Origin of the sequence: Micromonospora sp. NPDC005171 (genome assembly GCF_040608575.1) — a bacterium.
In the GTDB taxonomy this organism is placed as follows: domain Bacteria; phylum Actinomycetota; class Actinomycetes; order Mycobacteriales; family Micromonosporaceae; genus Micromonospora.
Map to the genome: position 1 here is coordinate 71,482 of NZ_JBEXIM010000016.1, position 25,349 is coordinate 96,830.

The window sequence follows — 25,349 nt, forward strand, 5'->3', positions numbered from 1 at the left end:
CTGATCGACTACGGTCAGGCGACCGAGGCGGGGAACCGTTCCCACACCCGGTGCGCGGCCATCAACTGCTGCACAGCGGTCAGCGCCTCGGCGCCCGAGCCCGCCGCCACGACGCCCGGGGTGCCGGCGACGCCGGCCTGCTCCAGCACGGTGACGCCGGCGCCCCAGGCGCCGATCGCCTTGGCGTGCCGCCAGCACTCCTCCACGAGCAGCAGCACGCGGGGATCGACGGTGGTCGGGCTCGGCGTGCCCGCCTTGGCGTCGCGGGCGGGCAGGGCGTCCGGCGCGGGTGCCGGCGCTCCGGCCAGCAGGACCGCGTCGAACTCGACCGACCGGCCGGTGGCGAAGGTGCGCTGCACCGGCAGGTCACCCACCATGCCGCCGTGCGGGGCGATCAGCAGCGGCACCATGCCGGCGCTGAACACGGCCCGGCGGACCTCGTCGACGTCGTCCAGGTCGCCGTCGGGGTCGACGACGATCCCGACCGTACGGCCGTCACTCGGCCACTCCCGACCGACCTGTGACAGCGCCGGGCTGGGCGTGACGTCGGGGAGCGGCACGGTCGGCTGTGGTGCGGGCAGGCCCAGGCCGGTGGCGACCTGCTCGCACAGCACCGGGTCGATGTTGGCGAGGCTCCGCAGCTGACGCTCCTTGATCGCCTGGTGGTAGCACTTGCCCAGCTCGAAGGTGTACGCCCGGATGATGTGCTCCTTCTCGACCGGCGACATGCTCAGCCAGAACAGGCGGACCTGGCTGTAGTGGTCGTCGAACGAGGCCGGGTTCGCGCGTACCTTTGGTGCCTGCGCGACAGTGACCGGCACGTCGACGAAAGCGTGCTCGGCGTCTCCGGCGGGGAACGGGTTGCCGCCGTCGAGCGAGTTCGGTCGGTACGGCGCGACGCCCGCGTGCACGGCGTGCTGGTGGAAGCCGTCGCGCAGCATGTCGTTCACGGCGGCGTGCGGGCGGTTGATCGGGATCTGCGTGAAGTTGGGCCCGCCCAGCCGGGTGAGCTGCGTGTCGAGGTACGAGAAGAGCCGGCCCTGCAACAGCGGGTCGTTCGTGACGTCGATGCCCGGGGGCAGGTGACCGAGGTGGAAGGCGACCTGCTCGGTCTCGGCGAAGAAGTTCGTCGGCGTCCGGTTGAGCACCAGCCGCCCGATGGGCTGCACCTCGGCCAACTCCTCCGGCACGATCTTCGTCGGGTCGAGCAGGTCGATGCCGGCGAAGGTCTCCTCGGGAGTGTCCGGAAAGACCTGGATGCCCAGCTCCCACTCGGGGTACGCGCCGGCCTCGATGGCGTCGTAGAGGTCGCGCCGGTGGAAGTCCGGGTCGATGCCGCCGAGCAGCTGCGCCTCCTCCCAGGTCAGCGAGTGCACGCCCAGCTTCGGCTTCCAGTGGAACTTGGCCAGCGCCGTCTCCCCGGCCTCGTTGACGAGGCGGAAGGTGTGCACGCCGAAGCCTTCCATCGTCCGGTACGACCGCGGGATGCCTCGGTCGGACATGTTCCAGATCGTGTGGTGCTGCGCCTCGGTGTGCAGTGACACGAAGTCCCAAAAGGTGTCGTGGGCACTCTGCGCCTGCGGGATCTCCCGGTCGGGGTGCGGCTTGCCGGCATGGATGATGTCCGGGAACTTGATGGCGTCCTGGATGAAGAAGACCGGGATGTTGTTGCCGACCAGGTCGAAGGTGCCCTCGTCGGTGTAGAACTTCGTGGCGAAGCCACGCGTGTCGCGGACCGTGTCGGCCGAACCCCGCGAACCGAGCACGGTGGAGAACCTGACGAAGACCTCGGTCTCACGCCCCTTCTTGAGGAACCCGGCCCTGGTGACCGCCTCGGCGGTGCCGTACGCGGTGAAAACCCCGTGCGCGCCGGCGCCCCGAGCGTGCACCACACGCTCCGGAATGCGCTCGTGGTCGAAGTGCATGATCTTCTCGCGGAGGTGGTGGTCCTGCAGGAGCACCGGGCCGCGCGGGCCGGCCTTGAGCGAGTGGTCGGTGTCGCGCAGCCGCGCCCCGTTCGCGGTCGTGAGGTAGGCCCCCTGCTGACCGTTCGCGATCGTCGGCGCGCCGGTCTCCGCGCCGGTCGGCGTGCGCGTCTGCGGTGCCCCCTGTTCCGGCTTCGGCGGCAGCGGGTCGTGCGGCGTCGTCGGCTCCTCGAGCGGCGGTGGCGCGCTCCCCGGCGCACCGGGGACATCCGGGGTGAGGGCGTCGGCGATCTTTCCTGAGGCGGTCTTCACGACGTTCTTGACCGCCTCGGCGGGCTTGCTGGAATCCACTGAATGAACCTCTCCATGGCGCGTGGGCGGGCCGGCGCCTGCCCTGCTACCCCAGGTCAGAGGGTCGAAACACGACTCGCGCCGCCATCCTGCGCCGGGACTGGTGATTTCGCCGATGCCGGGACGGGCGAAGCAGCCAAAACTGACACACGTCGATATCCCTCGACTTTAGGGAGTGCCCGACGTGTCGTCACCAACCACCACCCGTCCCCGTTCCGTCGCAGCCCGTGCCACCCGGCTCGCGCTGGCTGCCGTCCTGGCCGCCGGCGGCGTGCTGGCCGGATCGTCCGGCGCCGCCCAGGCCGCCGGCCCGTACGAGCGGGGCCCCGCCCCGACCACCGCCATCCTGGAGGCCAGCCGCGGCCCGTTCGCGACCTCCTCGCTGAGCGTGTCCTCGCTGAGCGTCACCGGCTTCGGCGGCGGCGTCATCTACTACCCGACCAGCACCAGCGAGGGCACCTTCGGCGCCATCGCCATCTCGCCCGGTTACACCGCCGCCTGGTCCAGCATCAGCTGGCTCGGACCGCGCATCGCCTCGCACGGCTTCGTGGTGATCGGCATCGAGACCAACAGCCGGTTGGACCAGCCGGACAGCCGCGGCCGGCAGCTGCTCGCCGCGCTGGACTACCTCACCCAGCGCAGCTCGGTGCGCACCCGGATCGACAGCAGTCGACTCGCGGTGGCCGGTCACTCGATGGGTGGCGGGGGCAGCCTGGAGGCGGCCTCGTCGCGACCCTCGTTGCAGGCCGCGGTGCCGCTGGCACCGTGGAACCTGGACAAGAGCTGGTCGGAACTGCAGGTGCCCACGCTGATCATCGGCGGTGAGAGCGACACCGTCGCGCCGGTCGCGTCGCACTCGGTGCCCTTCTACAACAGCATCCCGACCTCCGCCGAGAAGGCCTACCTGGAGCTGAACGGGGCGAGCCACTTCTTCCCGCAGACCACGAACACGCCGACCGCGCGGCAGATGGTGGCCTGGTTGAAGCGGTTCGTCGACGACGACACCCGCTACGAGCAGTTCCTCTGCCCCGGCCCGAGCGGGACGCAGATCGAGGAGTACCGCAACACCTGTCCCAGCGCCTGACGGCGGTCACGGGGCGGTCGCCGCTGGCGGCCGCCCCGTCCACGTGCGCGCAGGAGCATTGAAGGTCTTGACGCCAAACCCGAGAAACGTACACTGCGAGTGTAAATAAACACCCGCCACGACCGAGGGATGGGTGATGGAGCGCGGCCTCGAACTGCACCACATCGGCGTCCGTTTCGGCGGCCTCACCGCCCTCGACGACGTCTCCCTGCGGGTGCCACCCAACCGGGTGGTGGGCATCATCGGGCCCAACGGCGCGGGCAAGACCACGCTCTTCAACGTGATCTGCGGCTTCGTCGCACCGGAAACGGGTTCACTCACCCTCGACGGCCGGCCGCTGCGGCCACGGCCGCACCGGCTGACCCGGCTCGGCATCGCCCGGACCTTGCAGGGCACCGGGCTCTTCGCCGGGCTGAGCGTGCTGGAGAACGTGATGACCGGCGCCTCGCACACCGCCCGCGCCGGCTTCGTCCCGGCGTTGCTCGGGCTGCCGGCCAGCGACCGCGACGAGCGCCGGCTCCGCGGGGACGCCCTGAGCATCCTCGACGAACTGGGCATCGCCGAGCACGCCCAGGCCGCGCCGACCACCCTGCCCTTCGCCGTACGCCAACGGGTCGCCCTGGCCCGCGCGCTCGCCGCCCGGCCCCGGCTGCTCCTGCTCGACGAGCCGGCCGGCGGCCTCGGCGCGGACGACATCGCCGAGCTGGGGGAGCTGGTCCGGCAACTGCCCCGGCGGGACACCGACCCGTGTGCGGTGCTCCTGGTCGAGCATCACATGGACCTGGTGATGGCCGTCTGCGACGAGCTCGTGGTGCTCGACTTCGGCCGGGTCATCGCCGCCGGCACCCCGGACGAGATCCGTGACGACCCCGCGGTCACCGACGCGTACCTCGGCGCCACCGTCGAGGAGGAGGTGTCCCCGTGAGCGCGAGGAGTGAGCCGGGTTTGCGAGCCCCGCAGTCGCGAACGAAAGGTGGCTCGACATGACCGGGACCGATCTGCTGGTGGTGCGGGGGCTGGTCGCCGGCTACGGTGCCGCTCCGGTGCTGCGGGCCATCGACCTCACCGTCCCGGCCGGCACCATCGCCGCTGTCGTCGGCGCCAACGGCGCCGGCAAGACCACCCTGCTGCGCGCGCTCTCCGGCATGATCCGCCCGGCCGCCGGCCAGGTCCTCCTGGCCGGGGAGGACCTTCGCGGTACGCCTGTGGAGCAGCTCGTCCGGCGCGGCATGGCGCACGTCCCGGAGGGCCGGGGGGTGATCAGCGAGCTGACCGTCGACGAGAATCTGCGGCTGGGTGGGCTGTGGCGGCGCGACCGGGCGGACGCGGGGAGGGCCCTCGACGAGGTCTACCAGCTCTTCGAACCCCTGGCCCGCCGCCGTCGGCACCTCGGCCACCAGCTCTCCGGCGGTGAGCGGCAGATGCTCGCGCTCGGTAGGGCCCTGGTCGGCCGACCTCGTCTGCTGCTGCTGGACGAGCCCTCGCTCGGTCTGGCGCCACGGGTGGTCGCCCGGACCATGGCGCTGCTCCGCCAATTGCGCGACCGCACCGGCCTGACCGTCCTGCTGGTCGAGCAGAACGTGCGCAGTGCGCTCGCGGTCGCCGACCAGGGCGTCGTGATGTCCCTCGGTCGGGTGGTGATCGCCGCCCCGGCGGCGCAGCTACGCGACGACGTCGACCTGCGCCACGCGTACCTCGGTTTCTGACCACCACCTCGTCCCCCGGAGGGAGGACTGTTGGACCGCTTCGTCTTCCTCACCGTCGACGGCCTGTCCCGGGGCGCGGTGTACGCCGCGTTCGCGCTGGCCCTGGTGCTCATCTGGCGGGCGGCGCGGGTCGTCAACTTCGCCCAGGGGGCGATGGCCGTCGCCGCCGCGTACGTCGCCTACACCGTCAGCACCGCGACCGGTTCCTACTGGTTGGGCTTCGTGGTCGCGATCGTCGCCGGCCTGCTGCTCGGCGCGCTGGTGGACCGGGTGGTGATGCGGCACGTCGATCACGCCTCACCGCTCAACCCGGTGATCGTCGCGCTCGGGTTGGTGCTGCTCATCCAGGCCGTGCTGGGCATGGTGTACGGCAGCGAGTTCCGCCCCGCCGAGGCCCCGTTCAGCCGGTCCGCGCTAACCGTGGGCGGGGTCGCCGTGCTGTCCCCGTACGACCTGTTCGTCTTCGCCACGATCGGCGTGGTGGTCAGCGGCCTGGCCTGGATGTTCGCGCGTACCCCGGTGGGGTTGCGGATGCGCGCGGCAGCCTTCGCCCCGGAGGTCTCCCGGCTGCTCGGGGTCAACGTCGGTGGCATGCTGACCCTCGGCTGGGCGCTCGCCTCCGGGGTGGGCGCGCTGGCCGCCATGCTGGTCCTGCCGACCGAGTTGGGCCTGCACCCGCACGCGATGGACCTGGTGTTCGTCTCGGCGTTCACCGCGGCGGTGGTCGGCGGGCTGGACAGTCCACCGGGGGCGGTGGTCGGTGGTCTGGTGGTGGGGCTGCTGCTCTCCTATGTGAGCGGCTACGCCGGCAGTGACCTCACCCCCCTCGCGGTGCTGGTCCTGCTGCTGGCGGTGCTGCTGGTCCGGCCCGGTGGGTTGTTCGCCCCGGTCGCGGCGAGGCGGGTGTGAGCGCCACGAGGGCGGCACTGCCGCCGCAACAGCAGCTCGACGACCCGGGCGCCCGACCTGTCGACCGGCGACGCGGCTCCACCCTGCTGCGCCACCTCGCGGTGGTGTTGGCCGCCGCGCTGCTGCTGGTGGCGGTCAGCTACGCCGTCGAGCCGTTCCGTAACTTTCAGCTCGCCACAGTGGCCGCCTACCTCTGCGCGACCGCCGGGCTGACCGTCCTCACCGGGCTCAACGGTCAACTGTCGCTCGGGCACGGCGCGTTGATGGCCACCGGGGCGTACACGGTGGCCCTGTGCCAGACCGCGTTCGCCGACCGGGGGATGACCGGCGGCTGGCTGTTGCCGCTCTCGCTGGGCGCGGCGATCGTCAGCACGGTCGCGGTCGGCGCGGTGGTCGGGGTGGCCGCGGCCCGGCTGCGCGGCCCCTACCTGGCCGGGGTGACCCTCGCGGTGGCGGTGGTGGTGCCGGCGCTGGCCGTCACCTTCGACGGCGTGTTCAACGGCGAGCAGGGGTTGTCGGTGCCGGTGGAACCGCCGCCGCTGTCGCTCGGCCCGTACTTCCCGTACGAGCGGTGGCAGCTCTGGGTCACCGGCGCGGCGACCCTGCTGGCGTTGCTGCTGTTGGCGAACCTGATCCGCAGCCGGTACGGGCGCACCTTCCGGGCGGTGCGCGACGACGAGGTGGCGGCCCGCCTCGCCGGCATCCACGTGGCCCGCACCCAGGTCCTCGCGTTCGTGGTCAGCGCCGCCACCGCCGGGCTCGGCGGCGCGCTGCTGGCGGTGCTCGCGCAGAGCGTCTCACCCGGGGCGTTCTCGTTGACCCTGTCGCTGTTCCTGCTGATGGCCGTGGTGATCGGTGGCCTGGGTCGACTGACCGGGGCGCTGTGGGGGGCCGTCCTGCTGGTCGCCCTGCCCGATCTGACCCACTCGGTGACCGAGCTGCTCACGCTCTCGCCCGCGGTGGCGCAGCGGCTGGAGGGCAACCTCCCCCTGGCGATCTTCGGACTCACCCTGATCGTCGTCATGATCGCCGCCCCCGGCGGTGTGCAGGGTCTGCTGTCGCGTCTCGGCCGGGCGTTGCTGGCCAGGCGGCCGACCCGGCGTTCCTGAGCTGTCCTCGGTCCGGCCTCGGCCGGGCGCCCCACCACCACACCGTTCCCCAGACAACCGGACCGAGAAAGGTCGGTGTTTCCCATGCACCGTAAAGCGCATCGCGGGCTCGCGATCGCCAGCACCCTTGCCCTGCTCATCACCGCAGCCGGCTGTAGCGGCGACGACGGCCCCGGCTCCGGCGGGGCGTCGGTGCCGGGTGTCACCGGCACCGAGATCGTCGTTGGCACCCACATGCCGCTGACCGGGCCGGCCTCGGCCGGCTATTCGAAGATCGCCCCGGCGACGAAGGCGTACTTCGACTACGTCAACGCCAACGGCGGTGTGCACGGCCGGGAGATCACCTACAAGATCATGGATGACGGCTACAACCCGGCGAACACCCAGCAGGTGGTCCGTCAGCTCGTCCTGCAGGACAAGGTCTTCGCCATCCTCAATGGTCTGGGCACGCCGACGCACACCGGGGTGCTCGACTTCCTCAAGAGCAATCGGGTGCCGGATCTCTTCGTCGCTTCCGGCAGCCGGAGCTGGGACCAGCCGGACAAGTATCCGGGCACGTTCGGGTTCAACCCGGACTACACGGTGGAGGGCAAGATCCTCGCCAACTACGCGAAGCGGGACCTGGCCGGGCAGAAGGTCTGTTTCCTCGGCCAGGACGACGACTTCGGCCGGGACAGTCTGGCCGGCGTGGAGAAGGTGCTCGGCGCCGCAGCCGTGGCGGTCAAGCAGACCTACGTGACCAGCAACACCAACGTGGCGCCGCAGATCGGCGCGTTCAAGGCGGCCGGTTGCCAGGTCGTCGTGCTGGCCACCGTGCCGGGCTTCACCGCGCTCTCCGTGGGCACCGCGGCGCGGCTGGGCTTCAAGCCGCAGTGGTTGGTCTCCAACGTCGGCGCCGACCACCCGACCCTGGCCAAGCAGCTCGGTGCCGCCGCGCCGTTGCTGGAGGGCATGGTCGGCACCAACTACCTGCCGATGCAGAACGACACCGCGAACCCGTGGATCCAGCTCTTCACCAAAATCAACAAGGAGCACAACGGGGACGCGCCGTTCGACGGCAACACCGTCTACGGCATGTCGGTCGGTTACCTCTTCGTGCAGACGCTGCTCGCTGCCGGGAAGGACCTCACCCGGGAGAAGGTGCTGGACGCCGTGCAGAAGGGCGGCTTCCAGGGCCCCGGGCTGGTGCCGCTGCGCTTCTCCGCGACTGACCACTCCGGGTACGGCGGCCAGCGGCTGAGCCGGGTGAGCGGGGGAGTGCAGAGCTACTTCGGGCCGGCGTACGAGACCGACGAGGCGGACGGGCCGGTCAACGAGTACACCGCCGCCCCGGCGGCGCCGCCGGCGAACGGGGTGCCGACCGTCTCCTGAGGCGGTAGTCCCGCCGTCCGACCGGGTGTGGCCGCGCGTGACCACACCCGGTCGGACGGCTGCGCGCGTGCTGCTGGCGCGGCCTGCCGCCGATCGTCCGAGGCGTTGACCGATACCGATCGACGCTCCTACTATCTGCACCGTGAATGCATATTCGGGCCGACTCGCGGACCGGGTCGCCATCGTCACCGGCGCCAGTCGAGGGATCGGTCTGGCCATCGCCCAACGCCTCGTCGCCGAGGGCGCGCGGGTGGGTCTCACCGCCCGCCGTCCGGAGGGGCTGGCCGAGGCGGTCGCCACCCTGGGCGGGCCGGCACACGCAGTGGCGGTGCCGGGCCGGGCCGACGACCCCGAGCACCGGGCCGCCGCAGTGGGCCAGGTCAGCGCGGCGTTCGGGCCGGTGGACGTGCTGGTCAACAACACCGGCATCAACCCGGTGCACGGCCCGCTGGTCGAGCTGGACCTGGCCGCCGCCCGCAAGATCCTCGACGTGAACGTGGTCGCCGCGCTCGGCTGGGTGCAGGAGGTCTGCGCCGCCGGCATGACCGAGCGCGGCGGCAGCGTCGTCAACGTCTCGTCGATAGCCGGCCTCGGCCCGTCGCCCGGCATCGCCTGCTACGGGGTCAGCAAGGCCGCGTTCAACCACCTCACCGCCAGCCTCGCCGCCGAGCTGGGGCCGACGGTCCGGGTCAACGCGGTCGCCCCCGGCGTGGTGAAGACCCGCTTCGCCGCCGCCCTCTACCAGGGGCGGGAGGCCGAGGTCGCCGCGCGGTACCCGCTCGGGCGCCTCGGCCTGCCGTCGGACGTGGCGGGCGCTGTCGCCTTCCTGGCCTCCGACGACGCCAGCTGGATCACCGGGCAGACCATCGTCTGCGACGGCGGCGTCTCGCTGACCGGCCGGGCCGGATGACGACGTCGGCGGAGCGTCCGGGGCCGCTGATCAACGCCTGTCTAGACTCGGCGGTGCGTCGGTGGACGCCATGGCGGTGAGGGGGCGGGGGCGGATGGACGGGGTCGATGTGGCGGGCCGGGTCGACGGGCGCACCGCCCGCGCCGAGCGGACCCGCGCGGCCATCGTCGAGGCGCACCTCGCGCTCATCTCCGAGGGCGACCTCCGCCCCACCGGGGAACGCATCGCCGAACGGGCCGGCATCTCGCTGCGCACCCTCTGGACCAACTTCAAGGACATGGAGACCCTCTTCGAGGCGAGCGGCGCTGAGGTGCTCCGCCAGCAGGACGCCGCCTACCGGCCGATCTCGACCGGGCTGCCGTTGGCGAAGCGGGTCGATGCGTACTGCCGGCAGCGGGCCCGGCTGCTCCAGCTCATCGCGCCGTCGGCGCGGGCCGCCCAGATGCGTGAGCCGGTCTCCGAGCAGCTGCACCGCAACAAACTCAAGCACATCGAACGGGTCCGCGACGAGGTCGAGGAGCTCTTCGCCGTCGAGCTGGCCGAGGCCGGGCCGGGCCGGGAGCAGTTGCTCAACGCCCTGGTGGCGGCGAGCACGTGGCAGGCCTGGTCGATGCTGCGCTACGGGCTCGGTCTGGGCGTGGACCAGGCCCGCGCGGTGATGTCCCGGACCGTGGGCGCCCTGCTGGCCGAGGTCGCGCCCGACTGATCGCGGCCCGGGCCGATATCGCCGCCTCTTTCCATTCGGTTTCCGATGGGTAACACTGGCAGGCATGGTTACTGCATCAAGAGTGCAACTAACCGTGCTGCGTGGCCGGGACGACGAGTGCCGGGCTGTCCGGAGCCTGCTCGACGGCATGACCAACGCCGGCGGTGCCCTGCTGTTGCGCGGAGAGCCCGGATCGGGCCGAACCGCGCTTGTCGGCTACGCCCACCGGCACGCCGAGGGCCGCACCGTGCTCGCCGGCAGCGGGCTCGCCGAGGAGGCCGCCCTGCCGTACGCCGGCCTGCAACGTCTGGTCGACCCGGTGCTCGACCGGGCCGCCGCCCTGCCCAACGAGCAGCGCCACCTGCTGCGGCGCGCGCTGGCCGGGGAGAGCTGCCCGGCCGACCGGCAACTGACCCTGTCGATGGCGGTGCTCGGGCTGCTCGCCGCCGCCGCCCGGGACCGGCCGTTGCTCGCCACCATGGACGACGTCGACCGAGGTGACCCGCAGACCGCACGGGTGCTGGCGTTCGTGGCCCGCCGACTGCGGCACCTGCCGCTCGCCGTCCTGCTCACCGCAGACGTCACCGCCAACCTCGACGGGATACCGGCACACCGGCTGCGCGCGCTGACCGAGCGCGAGAGCACGGCCGTCCTCACCGACCGGCTCGACCAGCTGATCGAGCGCGAGGGCGTCGAGCGGCTCCCCGACCGGCCCGCCGCGTCGGCAGTGACCGCGCTGGCCACTATCGGGGGCGGCAACCCGCAGGCCCTGGTCGACCTCGCCGAGATGCTCACCCCGGGGCAGTGGCGGGGCGAGGAGTCGCTGCCCGCCGCGCCGCCGGCGGACGGGACGCTGGGTCGCGCGTACCGCGCCCGGCTGGACCGGCTGCCACCGGAGACCCGACGGGTGCTCCTGCTCGCCGCGCTCGACGAGGACGGCGAGCCGGGCACCCTGATCCGGGCCGCGGCGGCAGCCGGCGCCGAGGTCGAGGCGCTCGCCCCGGCGGAGGTCGCCGGCCTGGTCCGCGTCGAGCAACACGGCGTCACCTTTCCGCAGCCGCTGGTACGCACGATGATCGCGGCCAGCGCGCCGCTCGCGGAGCGCCGCGCCGCGCACCGACTGATCGCCCAGGTGCTGGTCGGGGACGGGCAGCGGCTTCGCCGGGCGATGCACCTCGCCGCCGCCACGGCGGGTGCCGATCCGGCCCTCGCCGCCGAGCTGGAACAGGCGGCGGTCGGCGGACCCGACGGCTGGGCCGCCGCCTCGGTGGCCCTGCGGTGGGCCGCCGAGCTGAGCGACCAACCGAGGTTGACCGCCGCCCGCCTGCTGACCGCCGCCCGCTACGCCTGGGCCGGGGGGCAACCCGACGCGGCCCGGCCGCTGCTCGACCGACTCCGCGCGGTCTGCGCCGACCCGGTCGTCCGAGGACGCGCCGACCTGCTCCGCGGCGAGCTGGAGCTGCGCTGCGGCCCTGCGTCGAGCGCGTCGGTCACGCTGCTGGCTTCCGCCGCGGCGGTGCAGGGCACCGACCGAGCCCTGGCCTTGGCCGGGCTGGTGCGGGCCGGCGAGGCGGTCTGCTTCACCGGCGACCAGCACCGGTACGCCGAGGTCGGCCGCCGGGCGTTGGCCCTGCGGAGCCCGGACGACCCGCCGGCCATGGAGGTCATGGGCTGTCTGATCGCCGGCGTGGCGGCGACCCTGCGGGGTGACCACGAACGCGCCGGGCCCGCGCTGCGCCGCGCCGTGGTGCTGGGTGGCCGGCTGACCGGTCGGGCGTTGACCCCCACCGCGCTCAGCTGCGCCGCGGCGGCCGGACTGCTGGTGGCCGTGGACGGGGCGGCCCACCGGCTCGCCGAGCGCGCCGTCGAGCTGGCCCAGGAACGGGGCGAACTGTCCATGCTGTCGCGGGCGTTGGAGCTGCGGGCGGTCGCCGAGTACTGGCTCGGTCGACACGAGGCAGCGGCGGAGACCTCCCGCGACGGGCTGCGCGTCGCCCGGGCCACCGGCCAGGTCAACTACGCCAACGTCCATCTGGGCATGCTCGCCGTCCTGGCCGCGATTCGGGCCGACCGGGACACCAGCCTGCGGCGGATCCGCGAGATCGGCGAGTCGCCGACGCCGGGCAGCCGCCCGCACGCGTTCGCCGCGTGGGCCCTGGCGGTGCTCGACCTGGTCGACGGCCGGCACGCCGAGGCGGCGGACCGGCTGGCGTCGCTGGCCCGGATCGGCACGGGTCGAGGTCAGGTCCTCGTGCAGGTGATGGCCACCCCGTACCTGGTGGAGGCGGCGGCGCACCTGTCGCACCGACCGGCGGCGACGACCGCGCTCGCCGCGTTCGACAGGTGGGCCAGCAGCACCGCGAGCCCGCTGCGCCGGGCCCTCTCCGCGCGGTGCCACGCGCTGCTCGCCCCCCGTGGCGGTGCCGAGGCGGAACGGGATTTCCAGGCGGCGCTGCGCCTGCACCCGACGGAGGCCGGCACGTTCGAGCGGGCCCGCACCGAACTGCTCTTCGGCCAGGAGTTGCGCCGCAGTCGACGTCCTCGCGACGCGCGGACGCACCTGCACCAGGCCCGCGAGATGTTCAGCCTGCTCGGGGTGGAGTGCTGGGCCGAGCAGGCCACCACGGAGCTGCGGGCGGCCGGGGAGTCGATCGGTCCGCCGGACCTGCCCGCGGCGCGGTTGCTGACCGGCCAGCAACTGCGGATCGCGGAGCTGGTCGCCGAGGGGGCCACCAACCGGGAGATCGCCGCCCGGATGTTCCTCTCCACCCGCACTGTGGACCACCACCTGCGCAACGTGTTCCACCGGCTGGGCATCCGTTCACGTACCGAGCTGGCCCGCGCGTTCACCGCCGAACGGCACGTCGGTCTGGCCTCCGACCGGTGACCCTCCGGTCTGGACGCGTTAAACTATCACCGCTAGTTTGAGCGTCATGGACCTCACCCTCTCCGCCGAGCAGGCGGCGGTCCGCCAGCTGGCCGCCGAGTTCGCCGACCGCGAGCTGCTGCCGCACGCGGCTGCCTGGGATCGCCGCGAATCGGTCGACCCCGCCATCGTCGGCATGCTTGGTGACCTGGGCTTCCTGGGGCTGACCATCGCCGAGGCCGACGGCGGTTCCGGCGGCGACCACCTCGCGTACTGCCTGGTCCTGGAAGAGCTGGGCCGGGGCGACTCGGCGGTGCGCGGCATCGTCTCGGTCTCCCTCGGCCTGGTCGCGAAGTCGATCGCCGCGCACGGGAGTGCGGAACAGCGGGCCGAGTGGCTGCCAAAGCTCTGCGCCGGCAGCGCACTCGGCTGCTTCGCGCTGACCGAGCCGGACAGCGGCTCGGACGCGGCCGCGCTGCGTACCCGTGCCGTCCGTGACGGCACCGACTGGCTGCTCACCGGCACGAAGACGTTCATCACCAACGGCACCACCGCCGACGTCGCGCTGGTCTTCGCCCGCACCGGCGGCCCCGGGCACCGGGGAATCACCGCCTTCCTGGTGCCCACCGGCAGCCCGGGGCTGACCCGGCGGGAGATCCACGGCAAACTCGGCCTGCGCGGTCAGGCCACCGGCGAGCTGGGCTTCGACGAGGTACGCGTGCCCGACACGGCCCGCCTCGGCGCCGAGGGGGCCGGGTTCCGGTTGGCCCTGGCCACCCTCGCCAAGGGCCGGATGTCGGTGGCCGCCGGGTGTGTCGGCATCGCCCAGGGCTGCCTCGACGCGGCGGTCGGTTACGCCGGGCAGCGCACCCAGTTCGGCAAGCCGATCGCCGGGCATCAGCTCGTCCAACAACTGCTCGCCGGCATCGCGGTGGACACCGCCGCCGCCCGGCTGCTGGTGTGGCAGGTGGCCGACCTGATCGACCGCGACCAGCCGTTCGCCACCGAGGCGTCGATGGCCAAGCTCTTCGCCAGCGAGGCCGCCGTCCGCGCGGCCAACAACGCGGTCCAGGTCTTCGGTGGGTACGGCTACATCGACGAGTACCCGGTCGGCAAGTACCTGCGCGACGCGCGGGTGGCCACGCTCTACGAGGGCACCAGTCAGATTCAGCAACTCCTCATCGGACGTGCGCTCACCGGCGTCAACGCCTTCTAGTAGCTGTAGGGAGACCTGGCATGAGAGTGTTCACCTCGTTCGAGGAGTTGGCCGCCGCCACCGGTGAGAGCATCGGGCCCGGTCCGTGGCAGCGCATCGAGCAGAGTCGCGTCGACCTCTTCGCCGACGCCACCGACGACCACCAGTGGATCCACCTCGACCCGGTCCGAGCCGCGGCGGGGCCGTTCGGCGGGACGATCGCGCACGGGTACCTCACCCTGTCGCTGTTGCCGGCGTTGGCGGGCGGGCTCTACCGGGTCGAGGGAGTGACGATGGGGGTCAACTACGGGCTGAACCGGGTGCGTTTTCCCGCGCCGCTCCGGGTCGGCGCGGCCGTCCGCGCCACCGCCACCATCGCCGACGTGTCTCCGGTGAGCGGCGGTGTGCAGCTGGTCGTGACGGCCACCGTGGAGAGCGACAGCGGCGGTAAGCCGGTCTGCGTCGCCGAGACCGTGAGCCGGCTCTACCGCGCCGCGGAGCAGTGACCGCTCAGCTCGGCAAGGGCTGGGTCTCGTAAGCCCCCTTTACGTCAGGGGGCGGAAGTAGTGCCGGACCGCGTAGCGGTAGACCTCCGCACCCAGATGCGCCCCCTCGACATCAGCGGTGCGGAAGTGGACGCCGCCCCAGACACGTGCGCCGATCAGCTCGCTGAGCGCCTGGGAGAAGCTGGTGAAGTGCCTGGTCGTGCCGGAGTCGACGCTGGAACCGCTGAACGCGATGTCGTCTCGGCCGAAGAAGTACCGGTACAACGACATGCGCGCGCCGGTGCCGCAGGCGTGGCCGGAGGGATATTCGGGGAAGGGGGGCGTGACGAGCAGCGACTGCCAGCCTGGCTCGGCCGCCGTCCTTGGGTTGCCGTCCGTGTCGGCCAGTTGGATCCCCGTGACCGGACGCCAGTAGCTCCAGAGGTCCTTCTGGCTGAAGCAAGCTACTCCCGAGTCGGCCACGATGAGATCGGTCATCGCGAAGAATCGCGCGGTCTGCAGGGCGTCCAGTCGTTGGGTGGTGGCGAGTTGTCGCTTGATCTCCCAGGAGGCGGAGCGCCGGTCGTGCCACCAGATCGCGGCCTCCGTCTGGTCCTGGGTGCGCACCGTGCTCGTCGTGGAGCCGACCTCCTTCACCTCATTGAGGTCGCGGGCGTATGCGCTGCTGCTCAGTCGTGGCGGCGGGGGTGTGCGGAACGTCGACGCACGAGGGATGAGGAACGGCCGCATGTGGCCGGTCCATGCGCCCTGGGACAGGAAGAGCGGCGGCGTCGGTCGCCACTGGCCGGGTCGTGTCCCGTCTTTCCAATGCTGGTCCCCGAACGCGCCGTCGTCTTGCCGCGCGGTGACCATCGCGGCCGCGGCTCGTGCTCCGATCACGATGCCGCCCTGCTTCGACCGCCCGTCGGGAATGACGGCGAGAGCCGCGTCGTACTGTGCGCGGAGCCGGTCCTGCTGAGCGGGGAAGAGGGCGGCGAGTACGTCGTGGGCGGCGGCGGCGACGGCAGCGTCCGCCGACTCGGTCCCCCTCGACGGCGGTGCGGTCAGGTACGGCTGGTAGGGGGTGCCGGCGATCGCGTTCAACGCGTCGTAGACAGCCCCGTTCACCATCGCGAAGCTCCGCACCTGTTCGTTCGGCTGCTGAGCCGCGACGTCCCAGATCGCCGTCTGGGCATGGAGATCCCAGGTGACCACCGGATTGGCGGGATCGGTGCCAGGGGCCGCGGCCTCGGCGCGGGTTGCCGGCCCGGTCATCGTGGACGCGACCAGCGAGCAGAGCGCGATGGCTGTGGGAATGACGCGGGACCAGATCGCACGGCGTGTTGGGTTCTGGCTCGTCATGATCTCCCCGTCGCTGACGTGTCGACGCTCTTGTCGAAAGAAGCGGCCGACGAACGGTATCGATGACGATCGAACATAGCACCGTCACGCCTCGACGGTTGGCCGTCCGGTCGCCCCCGGGTACGGGCAGTTGGGTCCGAGCGCGGTGCCGGGCCCGTGGGGCCCGGCACCGCGTCGGCTGGTGTCAGGCGACAGTGCAGGCGGTGCCGTTGAGGGTGAACGCGGGCGGACGACCGGTGCCACCCGTGTGGGTTGCCTGGAAGCCGATGTCGACCGAGGTGTTCGGCGCGATCGTCGCGTTGTAGGAGACGTTGCGGGCGGTCACCGCTCCGCTGGACGGCGAGTAGGTGGCGTTCCAACCGCTGGTGATGCTCTGCCCGGCGGGCAGCGTGAACGCCAGGGCCCAGCCGTTCACCGGTGCGCTGCTCGTGTTGATCACCGAGACCGACGCGGTGAGACCGCTGTTCCAGGCGTTGACCGTGTACGTGACGCGGCAGTCACCGGCCGGCGGGGGCGTGGTGGGCGGGGGAGTGGTGGGCGGGGGAGTGGTGGGAGCGGGAGTGGTCGGAGGGGTGTCGCCCCCGATGCTGCCGGGCACCGTACGGAGAGCGTCGTACCAGGCGGCGGCCATCTTGCGGTAGCCGGTGGCGTTGGGGTGCACCCCGTCGGCCAGGTCGCTGAGCGTCAGGGCGCGGTACATGTCGACCAGGTGTACGCGTTTACCGGCGGCGGCCCTGCTCTGCACGATCCCGGGGATCGCGGCGTTGTAGCCCCGGACCTGGTTGTCCGCGCCGGACTTCGGGATGATCGTCGCGACGAACACGTCCGCGTTCGGGGCGGTGGTGGTGATCCGGTCGACGAGCGTGGCCAGCCGGGACGGGGCCCCGGACGTGTCGCCGTACATGTCGTTGGTGCCGATGTGCAGCAGCACGGTCCGCGGGTTCGTGGCCCGCAACCAGTTCACCACGTTGGCGTCGATCTGGGCGATCGTCCAGCCGGAGTGGCCCTGGTGGTCGTGGTCGCCGAGGCTCGCGGGCCCGTTGAACTGGGAGCCGACGAAGTCGATCCGGTAACCACCGGACGTGAACCGCTGCCACAACTCGATCCGGTAACCGCCGGGAAACGTTGAATCCGTCGGTGATCGAGTCGCCGAGCGGCATCACCCGTACGCCGCCGTTGGACTCCGCGCTGGCGGGGGTCGTCGCGATCGGTACGGCGGCGACCAGGGCGGCGACGGCGGCCAGCGCCGTCCACCACCGTCTGACCCGCCGGGGCCTCGACGTCGGCACGCTGCGGGTCGATGCGATAGGGACGGGTTGGGCAAGCCTTGGACTGGGCATGGGATTCCTCTGGTGGTGGGGTGCGTGACGACAGCGGCCACCGACGAGACGGGAGCCGCCATTCGTGCGGTACGGGGAAAGTGCCGCTGCGCGGAACGACCAGAGCCCGGATGTCGTCGCTGGTGGTCGTATCGCTGAGCCGGGCGACGTGTGCCCTGCACCTCGCCGGACGCACCATAGCGTCTTATCGTTAACACAAGCAATAGACGGATAGCGATCGCTGTCTACCGTTGCAGCAGGCTCCGGGCCCTGCCTGCGGTGCCCGGAGCGAGCCGACAATCGGGGTCAGGGAATGAGCAACGCCTTTCCCGAAATCGCGCGGGCTTCCATCGCACGGTGAGCTTCGTCCGCCGACGACAGCGGATACGTACGTGCGATCACCGGGCGCATCAGCCCTTCCGCGGCCATTGCGAGGGCCGTACCGGCGAGCCGCGTCATCTTCCGACGCCTCGAACTGCACGTCGGTGATACCACGCAGAACGATGCCGCGGGCGCGTGCGTCCGTCGCGTCGATCGTGGCGAAGTCGCCGCTGGCCGCCCCGTGGGCCGACACGCGCCCACCGTCCGCCACCAGGTGGAATGCCTCGCTGCCGAGGTCGCCTCCGACGCCGTCCAGCAGCACATCGACGGGCAGACCCCCGAACGCGTGGCGCACCGAGTCGGTCCAGCCGCTCTCGGTGTAGTCGACGGCGGTGTCGGCGCCGAGTTGCCGTACCAGCGTGAGCTTGTCCGCGCCCCGCGCGGCTCCCACGACCTGTGCACCCAGGGAACGCGCGAGCTGGACCAGTAGCGTTCCCATGCCGCCCGCAGCCCCCAGGATCAGCACCCGGTCGCCGGGGGTGATGCCGGCGCGCTCGATGATCCCGGTGCCGGTCACCCCGTCGTGCGCGAGAGCCGCCGCCTCCCGCAGGTCCAACCCGTCCGGGACCGGCACCAGCCGGTCGACGGCGGCGCGAACCAGCTCGGCGTAGGAACCGCGCGTTCCAGCGCCTGCGACGACCCGGCGGCCCACCCAGGACGGGGAGACGCCCGGACCGGTGGAAACCACGGTTCCCGCGGCTGCGCCCCCCGGCACGTACGGCGGGATGACGCCGAACCTCGGGCCCCAGCCACGGCGGATCTGGGTCTCGACATAGATGGTGTCGACCGCCTCGGCCCGTACCACCACCTCCCCTTCGCCGGCTTGCGGGTCTGGCAGTTCCACCGGGACCAGAACCTCGGGCCCGCCGTACTCGGAAACCTGTATCGCACGCACGCAGCTGCCCCCACTCGGCCATGGCCCGCCGTTTCGACCGGCCTCGACGACTGTTGTGGCGACGCTACGACTTGAATCTTGGTTGAAGTCAAGGTGACTGCTCAACGAGGCGCGGGAATCGGGTCCAGGACCGAGCGCAGCCAGCGCAGCTGACGCCGGACGTGGACGGCCTCGCCGCCCTCGTGACCGTTGAACGGGTAGACGTGCATCTCCCGCTCGGGCGGGACCGGCCTCCCGTTCGCGGCGCCGTAGTGGTTGTAGGCGGCGAAGGCGGTTCGCGGTGGGCAGACGGTGTCGCGCCGGCCGACCCCGAACTGCGCCGGCGCTGTCGCCCTCCGCGCGAAGCTCACCCCGTCGACATAGGACAGGGTGCGCCACACCGCCTCCTCGACCTCCCGGTGCACCGCCAGGTACCGGGCGATCTCGCCGTACGGCGCGAGGTCGGTGAGCGCGACGGCCCGGCGCATGTCGCAGAGGAACGGGGCGGTGGTCAGCACCGCGCTGAGATCGTCGACGAGACCGGCCACCGCCAGCGCGATGCCACCGCCCTGGCTGTTGCCGACCACGCTGATCCGGTCAGCCGCGACCCCCGCCAGCGCGCGGGCCGCCTCGACCGCCCGGACCGCGTCGGTGATCAGACGGCGGTAGTGGTAGTTCCGCGGATCGAGGATCCCCCAGGTGACCGGCCAGGGCCCGCCGGGCGCGCCGTGCGGGTCGGGAGTGTCCCCGGCGCCGTGCTGACCCGCCTGACCCCGGTTGTCCATCAGCAGGTGCGCGTACCCGGCCGCCGGCCACGTCAGCCGTTCGTGGGGCAGGCCGCGCCCGCGACCGTAGCCGGCGTACTCGACCACGGCCGGCAGCGGCTCCCGAACCCCGGCGGGGCGGGTGTACCAGGCGCGCACCGGGTCACCGCCGAAACCAGCGAACGTGACGTCCCAGGAGTCGAGCAGCCACAGGTCGGTGGGCTCGGGACGGACGTCGACGAGCACCGGCACGGCGGCCGCCTCGGCGAGCGTGTCCCGCCAGAACTCGTCGAAGTCGTCGGGCTCGGCGACCTCGGGCGCGTACCGCTGGAGGTCGTCGAAGGTGAAGGCGGAGTGGGGCACGGGTCCTCGCAGGGGCCGGGGGTCAGCGCGGGTCGGCGGGTGGGGCGGTGCTCTCCCGGACGACCAGTTCGGTCACCAGGTCGATCCGGCTGGTCGCCGGCTGGTTCCCCCTGGTCAGGTCGAGCAACATCTGGGTGGCGATGCCGGCCATGTCGCGCAACGGCTGGTTGATCGTGGTGAGGGCCGGGTCGGTCCAGGCGGAGACCGGCAGGTTGTCGTACCCGATCACCGAAAGGTCCTCGGGCACTCGCAGACCGCACTGACGGGCGGCCCGGAGCACCCCCATGGCCTGGATGTCCGACCCGGCGAAGATCGCCGTGGGTCGGTCCGGCCGCTGGAGCAGTTGCAGCCCGTGGGCGTGCCCGGCTCCGGCGGAGAAGCTGCCGTACCGGATCAGCTCGCGGTCGACCACGATCCCGGCTTCGTCGTGCGCGGACTGGAAGCCGGCGGCACGGGCGCGGCTGCACAGCACGTCGGGTGGCCCGGAGATGATGGCGATCCGTCGGTGCCCCAGCTCCAGCAGGTGCCGGGCGGCGAGCAGGCCGCCGTTCCAGTTGTTCGACCCGACGGTGGGCACGGAGGCCGAGGTGGCGCTGTCGGTGTCGACGACCACGAACGGTATGCCCTGCCGGCGCAGGTGCTGCTGTTGGGCCTCGGCCAAATGGGAGAGGACGAACACCACGCCCAGGGGACGGTCGGCGAGTAACGCCTCCAGCCACTGTGCGGGCGGGCGGTGCGCGCCGTCGAGCTGGGCGATCGACAGCCCGATGCCGGCTGCGGAGGTCACCGCCTCGACGCCCCGCAGGATCTCCATCGCCCAACCGGTGTCGAACTCGTGGAACACGAGGTCCACCCGGCCGCCGCTGGTCGCGTGTCGCCGGGCGCGGCGCTGGTACTTGTGGCGGTCGAGGCTCGCCTCCACCCGGGCCCGGGTGCCGGGGGCGACATCGCCGCGTCCGTTGAGGACCTTGGACACGGTCGCGACCGAGACACCGACATCGTTGGCGATGGTCGCGATGGTGGTGGAGGCGGGTGGGTCGAGCGGGCGGTGCTCTGTCATCGCGGCCTCATACGACATCCGAAAGTTTCGGGCGACCTTAACATGATGAGACATTCACGCCAGTCGGTGCCGCAGTCGGGTCACGCATTGACGGGTTATTGTGCCGCTCGTCGGCGACGGAGCGCCGATTGTGGAGTCACCGTGTGCTGGAAACACCCCCTGGTAGTCCGATTGAGGCTCTTGACAGGCATCGATGGGGCACTTAGGTTGCCGAAAAGGTTACGCAGGTTTCCGGAAAGTTTCGGATCGTGAGAAACGTCCGCCACTGAGCTGGTTCCACGAGGACACCGGGATGTGGCCGGAGCTGAGGGGTCATGGCATGGGTAGTCAGTCGCTCGAGGACGGCAGCGCTGCGCCGTGGCGTGATCAGCGGCTGTCGCCGACAGAGCGGGCCGATGCGCTCCTGCCGTTGATGTCCCTCGAAGAAAAGATCGCCCAACTCGTCGGGGTCTGGGTCGGCGCCGACGCCAGCGGCGAGGGTGTGGCACCGCACCAGTCCGACATGATCAGCGAGTTGCCGCAGTGGAGCACCGTCATCCAGTACGGGTTGGGCCAGCTGACCCGCCCGTTCGGCACCGCCCCGGTCGACCCGGTGTCCGGCGCCCGGTCGCTGGCGGCCTCACAGGCGCAGATCGTGGCCGCCAGCCGGTTCGGCATTCCCGCGCAGGTGCACGAGGAGTGCCTCACCGGGTTCGCGGCGTGGCGGGCCACCGTCTACCCGACTCCGCTGAGCTGGGGCGCGTCCTTCGACCCCGAACTGGTCGAGGCGATGGCCGACCGGATCGGCCGGTCGATGCGTGCCGCCGGTGTGCATCAGGGCCTCGCCCCGGTGCTGGACGTCACCAGGGACTACCGCTGGGGCCGTACCGAGGAGACGATCGGCGAAGACCCCTACCTGGTCGGGACGACAGGCGCCGCCTACGTGCGGGGTCTGGAGCGGGCCGGCGTGGTGGCCACGCTGAAGCACTTCGCCGGCTACTCCGCCTCTCGGGGCGGACGTAACCTCGCGCCGGTGCCGATGGGCCGCCGGGAGTTGACCGATGTCATCCTGCCGCCGTTCGAAATGGCGCTGCGCCTCGGCGGCGCCCGCTCGGTGATGAACTCCTACGCCGAGATCGACGGCCTGCCCGTCGCGGCCGACCGTGGGCTGCTGACCGGGCTGTTGCGTGACGAGTGGGGCTTCACCGGCACCGTGGTGGCCGACTACTTCGCCGTACGGTTCCTGCAGACCCTGCACGGAGTCGCCGAGGATGCCGCCGACGCGGCCCGGCTCGCCCTGCGGGCCGGGATCGACGTCGAGCTGCCCACAGTGGACGCCTTCGGCGCACCGCTGGTGGAGGCGGCGCACCGCGGCGAGGTCGACGAGGCGCTGCTCGACTGCGCGCTGCGTCGGGTGCTGATCCAGAAGATCGAGCTCGGTCTGCTCGACGAGGGCTGGCAGGAGCTGCCAGAGGACGTGGCGTCGCTGCGCTTCGACGACGAGGCCAGCCAGGACATTGCCGTACGCCTGGCCCGGGAGTCCGTCGTCCTGCTGCGCAACACCGGCGTCCTCCCGCTGCCCGTGGGCAGCCGGGTCGCCCTGGTCGGCCCGGCCGCCGACGACCCGATGGCCATGCTCGGCTGCTATTCGTTCCCCAACCACGTGGGCGTCCACCACAGCGACTTCGGGCTCGGCCTGGACATCCCCACACTGCACGACGAGTTGGCCCGACGCGTCCCGATGCTCACCTACGAGCCGGGATGCACCATCACCGGCGAGGACACCTCAGGTATTCCGGCCGCGGTCGCGGCGGCCGCCGCCGCCGACGTGTGCGTGCTTGCCGTCGGCGACCGGGCGGGAATGTTCGGCAGGGGCACCTCCGGTGAGGGCTGCGACGCCGTCGACCTGCGACTACCCGGGCTGCAGACCGACCTCGTCCGCGCCGTCCTCGCCACCGGCACCCCGGTCGTCCTGGTGTTGATGACCGGCCGCCCCTATGCGCTCGGCCCGGATTTCGACGGCGCGGCGGCCGTGGTGCAGGCGTTCTTCCTCGGTCAGCTCGGTGGTCAGGCACTGGCCGAGGTGCTCACCGGCGCGGTCAACCCGTCCGGGCGGTTGCCGGTCAGCGTTCCCCGCGACGCCGGCGGGCTGCCGAGCACCTACCTGGCGCCACCGCTCGGCCGGCGCAACAAGGTCTCCTCGATCGACCCGACCCCGGCGTACCCGTTCGGCCACGGGCTGAGCTACACCACCTTCGAATGGTCCGACGCAACGGTGGTCGAGCCGCGCGAAGATCCGGCTGCCTGGCCGGTCGACGGCGAGATCCGGGTGCGGATCACCGTCGCCAACACCGGTGAGCGGGCCGGCAGCGAGGTCGTGCAGCTCTACCTGCACGATCCGGTCGCGCAGACCACCCGTCCGGTGGTGCGGCTGATCGGCTACACCCGGCTGCCGTTGGCGCCCGGCGAGGTGGCGCACGTGACGTTCGGCGTACCGGCCGACGTGGCGTCGTTCACCGGGCTGACCGGCCAGCGGATCGTCGAGCCCGGCGCCGTCGAGCTGCGGTTCGGCCGGTCGAGCGGCGACGTGGCGGCGGTCCTACCGCTGCGACTGGTCGGCACCGAACGCCAGGTCGGTTACGAGCGGGAACTGCTCACCTCGGTGCGGATCGAGCCCCTCGTGGCTGTTGCACAGTCGGCATAGGAGGCCAAGGATGACATCCACCCTGCGGCCACCGCCGCCGGCGCCGCCGAGTTCTCCGCAGCAGGCGCAGAACCCTGCCCCGCGCTCGCCACGACGCCGTCGCAGTTGGCGGCAGGCGCTGCGCCGGGACTGGCAGCTCTACTCCCTGGCCATCCTGCCGCTGCTGTTCTTCCTGGTCTTCCGTTACCTGCCGATGATCGGCAACATCATCGCGTTCCGTCGGTTCAAGCCGGGCGGCAGCATCTTCGGTGAGTACTGGGTCGGGCTGCGCTACTTCCGGATGTTCCTCACCGACCCGACGTTCTGGGAGGTGTTCACCAACACCCTGGTGCTCGGGACGCTGACCCTGCTGTTCTGTTTCCCGCTGCCGATCGTGCTGGCGCTGCTGCTCAACGAGGTCCGGGCCCGCCGCTTCAAGCGGTTCGTCCAGTCCGTGTCGTACCTGCCGCACTTCCTGTCGATCGTGATCGTGGCGGCCATGGTCATGCAGTTGACCTCGATCGAGGGCACCGCCAACCAACTTGTCAGTCTGTTCGGTGGCGACCCGGTGGCGTTCCTGCAGAGACCGGAGTGGTTCCGCACCATCTACGTCTCGTCCGAGGTCTGGCAGACCGTCGGGTGGGGCACGATCCTCTACCTCGCGGCCCTCACGACCATCGACGAGGACCTGTACGAGGCCGCCCGGATCGACGGCGCCGGCCGGCTGCGGCAGACCTGGCACGTCACGTTGCCCGGCATCCGTCCGACGATGGTGACCTTGCTGATCCTCAACATCGGCAGCTTCCTGGCGGTTGGGTTCGAAAAGATCCTGCTGCTCTACAACCCGTTGACGTATCCGACAGCCGACGTGGTGTCCACCTATCTGTTCCGGATGGGCTTCCAGTCGAGCAACTTCAGCTACGCGGCCGCCATCGGCCTCTTCGAGGCGGTGATCGGGCTGATCCTGGTCCTGTCGGCGAACGTCATCTCCCGTCGGACGGTGGGGACGAGCCTGTGGTGACCCTCGGTACGAAGATCGACGCCCCGAAGACGCGGGGGCCGGTGGACAGCCGGGGTTACCGGATCTTCCGGGTGGTCAACACGATCGTCCTGCTCGGCGTCGTGGTCGTGACGCTGTACCCGTTCCTCAACATCGTGGCCCGCTCGCTCAGCGAAGAGGCGTACATCATCGCCGGCAAGGTGACGATCGTCCCGCGTGGGTTCGACCTGACCGCCTACAAGCTGCTGATGTCGGACGCGATGTTCTGGACGAACTATCGCAACACGGTGGTGTACACGGTGGTCGCCACGCTCATCTCGATCGTGCTGACCACGTGTTACGCGTACGTGCTGTCGAAGCCGCAGCTCAAGGGGCGCCCCTTTCTCATCGGTGTCGCGCTGTTCACCATGTTTTTCTCCGGTGGCCTGATACCCAACTACGTGCTGGTCACCAGCCTGGGCATGAAGAACACCATCTGGGCCGTGGTGATCCCCAATGCCATCAGCGTGTTCAACCTGCTGGTCATGAAGGCGTTCTTCGAGAGTCTGCCGAGCGAGTTGGAGGAGGCCGCGGCGGTCGACGGGCTGAACACGTACGGCATCCTGCTGCGGATCGTGCTGCCGCTGTCGAAGGCGATCATCGCGACGATGGTGCTCTTCTACGCGGTCTCCTTCTGGAACTCGTGGTTCACCGCGTTCCTCTACATCGACCAGCAGGATCTGCTGCCGGTCACCGTGTACCTCCGCAATCTCATCGCGGGCGCCACGAGCGCCGAGTCGGCCGCGGCCGACGCCGACAAGGTTCAGGCCGCGGCCACCCTCCAGGCCGTGACGATCGTGCTCACCACCCTGCCGATCCTGGCGATCTACCCCTTCGTCCAGCGGTACTTCGTCCGCGGCGTGATGCTCGGCGCGGTCAAGGGATGACGGCGAGCGCCGCACCGCTGC

The 25,349-nt window shown here is 71.4% G+C and carries 20 protein-coding genes and 2 pseudogenes; 15 read left to right on the forward strand and 7 right to left on the reverse strand.

Features of this window, described 5'->3' with window-relative positions:
- Positions 1 to 14 precede the first annotated feature (14 nt).
- Positions 15 to 2,276: a catalase gene (locus ABZU74_RS20175; protein ID WP_355425910.1), complete on the reverse strand. Its 2,262-nt coding sequence runs from the start codon at positions 2,274 to 2,276 to the stop codon at positions 15 to 17.
- A 184-nt stretch (positions 2,277 to 2,460) separates the two neighbouring features.
- Here ABZU74_RS20175 and ABZU74_RS20180 point away from each other — a divergent pair, with 184 nt between their 5' ends.
- The 11 genes from ABZU74_RS20180 to ABZU74_RS20230 all read left to right on the forward strand — a co-directional run bounded on the left by ABZU74_RS20180 (position 2,461) and on the right by ABZU74_RS20230 (position 14,638).
- Positions 2,461 to 3,360 (forward strand): alpha/beta hydrolase, encoded by a 900-nt coding sequence (locus tag ABZU74_RS20180; RefSeq protein ID WP_355425913.1) that lies wholly within the window; start codon positions 2,461 to 2,463, stop codon positions 3,358 to 3,360.
- Positions 3,361 to 3,496: 136 nt separating this feature from the next.
- Entirely contained in the window at positions 3,497 to 4,285 is a 789-nt protein-coding gene (locus ABZU74_RS20185; protein WP_355425916.1) for an ATP-binding cassette domain-containing protein, read from the forward strand.
- Positions 4,286 to 4,343: 58 nt separating this feature from the next.
- On the forward strand, positions 4,344 to 5,066 hold the full coding sequence (locus tag ABZU74_RS20190; RefSeq protein WP_355425918.1) for an ABC transporter ATP-binding protein: 723 nt from the start codon (positions 4,344 to 4,346) through the stop codon (positions 5,064 to 5,066).
- Positions 5,067 to 5,096: 30 nt separating this feature from the next.
- The gene (locus ABZU74_RS20195; RefSeq protein WP_091399163.1) at positions 5,097 to 5,975 is read left to right on the forward strand and encodes a branched-chain amino acid ABC transporter permease; all 879 of its coding nucleotides are present in this window, start codon (positions 5,097 to 5,099) and stop codon (positions 5,973 to 5,975) included.
- On the forward strand, positions 5,972 to 7,084 hold the full coding sequence (locus ABZU74_RS20200; protein ID WP_355425922.1) for a branched-chain amino acid ABC transporter permease: 1,113 nt from the start codon (positions 5,972 to 5,974) through the stop codon (positions 7,082 to 7,084). The genes ABZU74_RS20195 and ABZU74_RS20200 overlap by 4 nt, the downstream gene beginning before the upstream one ends.
- 84 nt (positions 7,085 to 7,168) lie before the next feature.
- Positions 7,169 to 8,455, forward strand: a complete 1,287-nt coding sequence (locus tag ABZU74_RS20205; protein ID WP_355425925.1) for an ABC transporter substrate-binding protein — start codon at positions 7,169 to 7,171, stop codon at positions 8,453 to 8,455.
- Between the two features lie 142 nt (positions 8,456 to 8,597).
- A complete protein-coding gene (locus ABZU74_RS20210; RefSeq protein WP_355425928.1) occupies positions 8,598 to 9,365 on the forward strand; it encodes an SDR family oxidoreductase in 768 nt (255 codons plus the stop codon).
- A 94-nt stretch (positions 9,366 to 9,459) separates the two neighbouring features.
- Positions 9,460 to 10,071 (forward strand): TetR/AcrR family transcriptional regulator, encoded by a 612-nt coding sequence (locus ABZU74_RS20215; RefSeq protein WP_355425931.1) that lies wholly within the window; start codon positions 9,460 to 9,462, stop codon positions 10,069 to 10,071.
- Positions 10,072 to 10,135: 64 nt separating this feature from the next.
- The gene (locus tag ABZU74_RS20220) at positions 10,136 to 12,958 is read left to right on the forward strand and encodes an AAA family ATPase (protein ID WP_355425934.1); all 2,823 of its coding nucleotides are present in this window, start codon (positions 10,136 to 10,138) and stop codon (positions 12,956 to 12,958) included.
- Between the two features lie 46 nt (positions 12,959 to 13,004).
- Positions 13,005 to 14,153: an acyl-CoA dehydrogenase family protein gene (locus ABZU74_RS20225; protein WP_355425937.1), complete on the forward strand. Its 1,149-nt coding sequence runs from the start codon at positions 13,005 to 13,007 to the stop codon at positions 14,151 to 14,153.
- Positions 14,154 to 14,173: 20 nt separating this feature from the next.
- A complete protein-coding gene (locus tag ABZU74_RS20230) occupies positions 14,174 to 14,638 on the forward strand; it encodes a MaoC family dehydratase (RefSeq protein ID WP_355425939.1) in 465 nt (154 codons plus the stop codon).
- 39 nt (positions 14,639 to 14,677) lie between these two features.
- Here the strand turns inward: ABZU74_RS20230 and ABZU74_RS20235 are convergent, their stop codons facing one another.
- Positions 14,678 to 15,979, reverse strand: a complete 1,302-nt coding sequence (locus ABZU74_RS20235) for a vanadium-dependent haloperoxidase (protein WP_355425942.1) — start codon at positions 15,977 to 15,979, stop codon at positions 14,678 to 14,680.
- A gap of 184 nt (positions 15,980 to 16,163) precedes the next feature.
- A pseudogene (locus tag ABZU74_RS20240) lies at positions 16,164 to 17,223 on the reverse strand (cellulose binding domain-containing protein).
- Here ABZU74_RS20240 and ABZU74_RS20245 point away from each other — a divergent pair.
- A complete protein-coding gene (locus ABZU74_RS20245; protein WP_355426051.1) occupies positions 17,117 to 17,347 on the forward strand; it encodes a hypothetical protein in 231 nt (76 codons plus the stop codon). The pseudogene ABZU74_RS20240 and the gene ABZU74_RS20245 sit on opposite strands and share 107 nt — an antisense overlap.
- 257 nt (positions 17,348 to 17,604) lie before the next feature.
- On the opposite strand, the gene ABZU74_RS20250 is transcribed toward ABZU74_RS20245, so the two are convergent.
- The 4 genes and pseudogenes from ABZU74_RS20250 to ABZU74_RS20265 form a co-directional block, all read right to left on the reverse strand.
- On the reverse strand, positions 17,605 to 17,943 hold the full coding sequence (locus ABZU74_RS20250; protein WP_355426045.1) for a zinc-binding dehydrogenase: 339 nt from the start codon (positions 17,941 to 17,943) through the stop codon (positions 17,605 to 17,607).
- Positions 17,846 to 18,118, reverse strand: a pseudogene (locus ABZU74_RS20255) (zinc-binding dehydrogenase); the annotation flags it as partial. The pseudogene ABZU74_RS20255 and the gene ABZU74_RS20250, both read right to left, overlap by 98 nt.
- 557 nt (positions 18,119 to 18,675) lie before the next feature.
- Positions 18,676 to 19,680, reverse strand: a complete 1,005-nt coding sequence (locus tag ABZU74_RS20260) for an acetylxylan esterase (RefSeq protein WP_355425945.1) — start codon at positions 19,678 to 19,680, stop codon at positions 18,676 to 18,678.
- Between the two features lie 22 nt (positions 19,681 to 19,702).
- Positions 19,703 to 20,740, reverse strand: a complete 1,038-nt coding sequence (locus tag ABZU74_RS20265) for a LacI family DNA-binding transcriptional regulator (RefSeq protein ID WP_355425948.1) — start codon at positions 20,738 to 20,740, stop codon at positions 19,703 to 19,705.
- A gap of 319 nt (positions 20,741 to 21,059) precedes the next feature.
- On the opposite strand from ABZU74_RS20265, the gene ABZU74_RS20270 reads away from it, so the two are divergent.
- Genes ABZU74_RS20270 through ABZU74_RS20280 form a run of 3 tightly spaced genes read left to right on the forward strand, consistent with a single transcriptional unit; the run spans position 21,060 to position 25,328 of the window.
- Positions 21,060 to 23,423, forward strand: a complete 2,364-nt coding sequence (locus tag ABZU74_RS20270; RefSeq protein ID WP_355425951.1) for a glycoside hydrolase family 3 N-terminal domain-containing protein — start codon at positions 21,060 to 21,062, stop codon at positions 23,421 to 23,423.
- Between the two features lie 10 nt (positions 23,424 to 23,433).
- Positions 23,434 to 24,423, forward strand: a complete 990-nt coding sequence (locus tag ABZU74_RS20275) for an ABC transporter permease subunit (protein ID WP_355425954.1) — start codon at positions 23,434 to 23,436, stop codon at positions 24,421 to 24,423.
- Complete coding sequence (locus tag ABZU74_RS20280) at positions 24,420 to 25,328, forward strand: carbohydrate ABC transporter permease (RefSeq protein ID WP_355425957.1); 909 nt, start codon at positions 24,420 to 24,422, stop codon at positions 25,326 to 25,328. Before ABZU74_RS20275 ends, ABZU74_RS20280 begins: the two co-directional genes overlap by 4 nt.
- Positions 25,329 to 25,349: the final 21 nt, after the last annotated feature.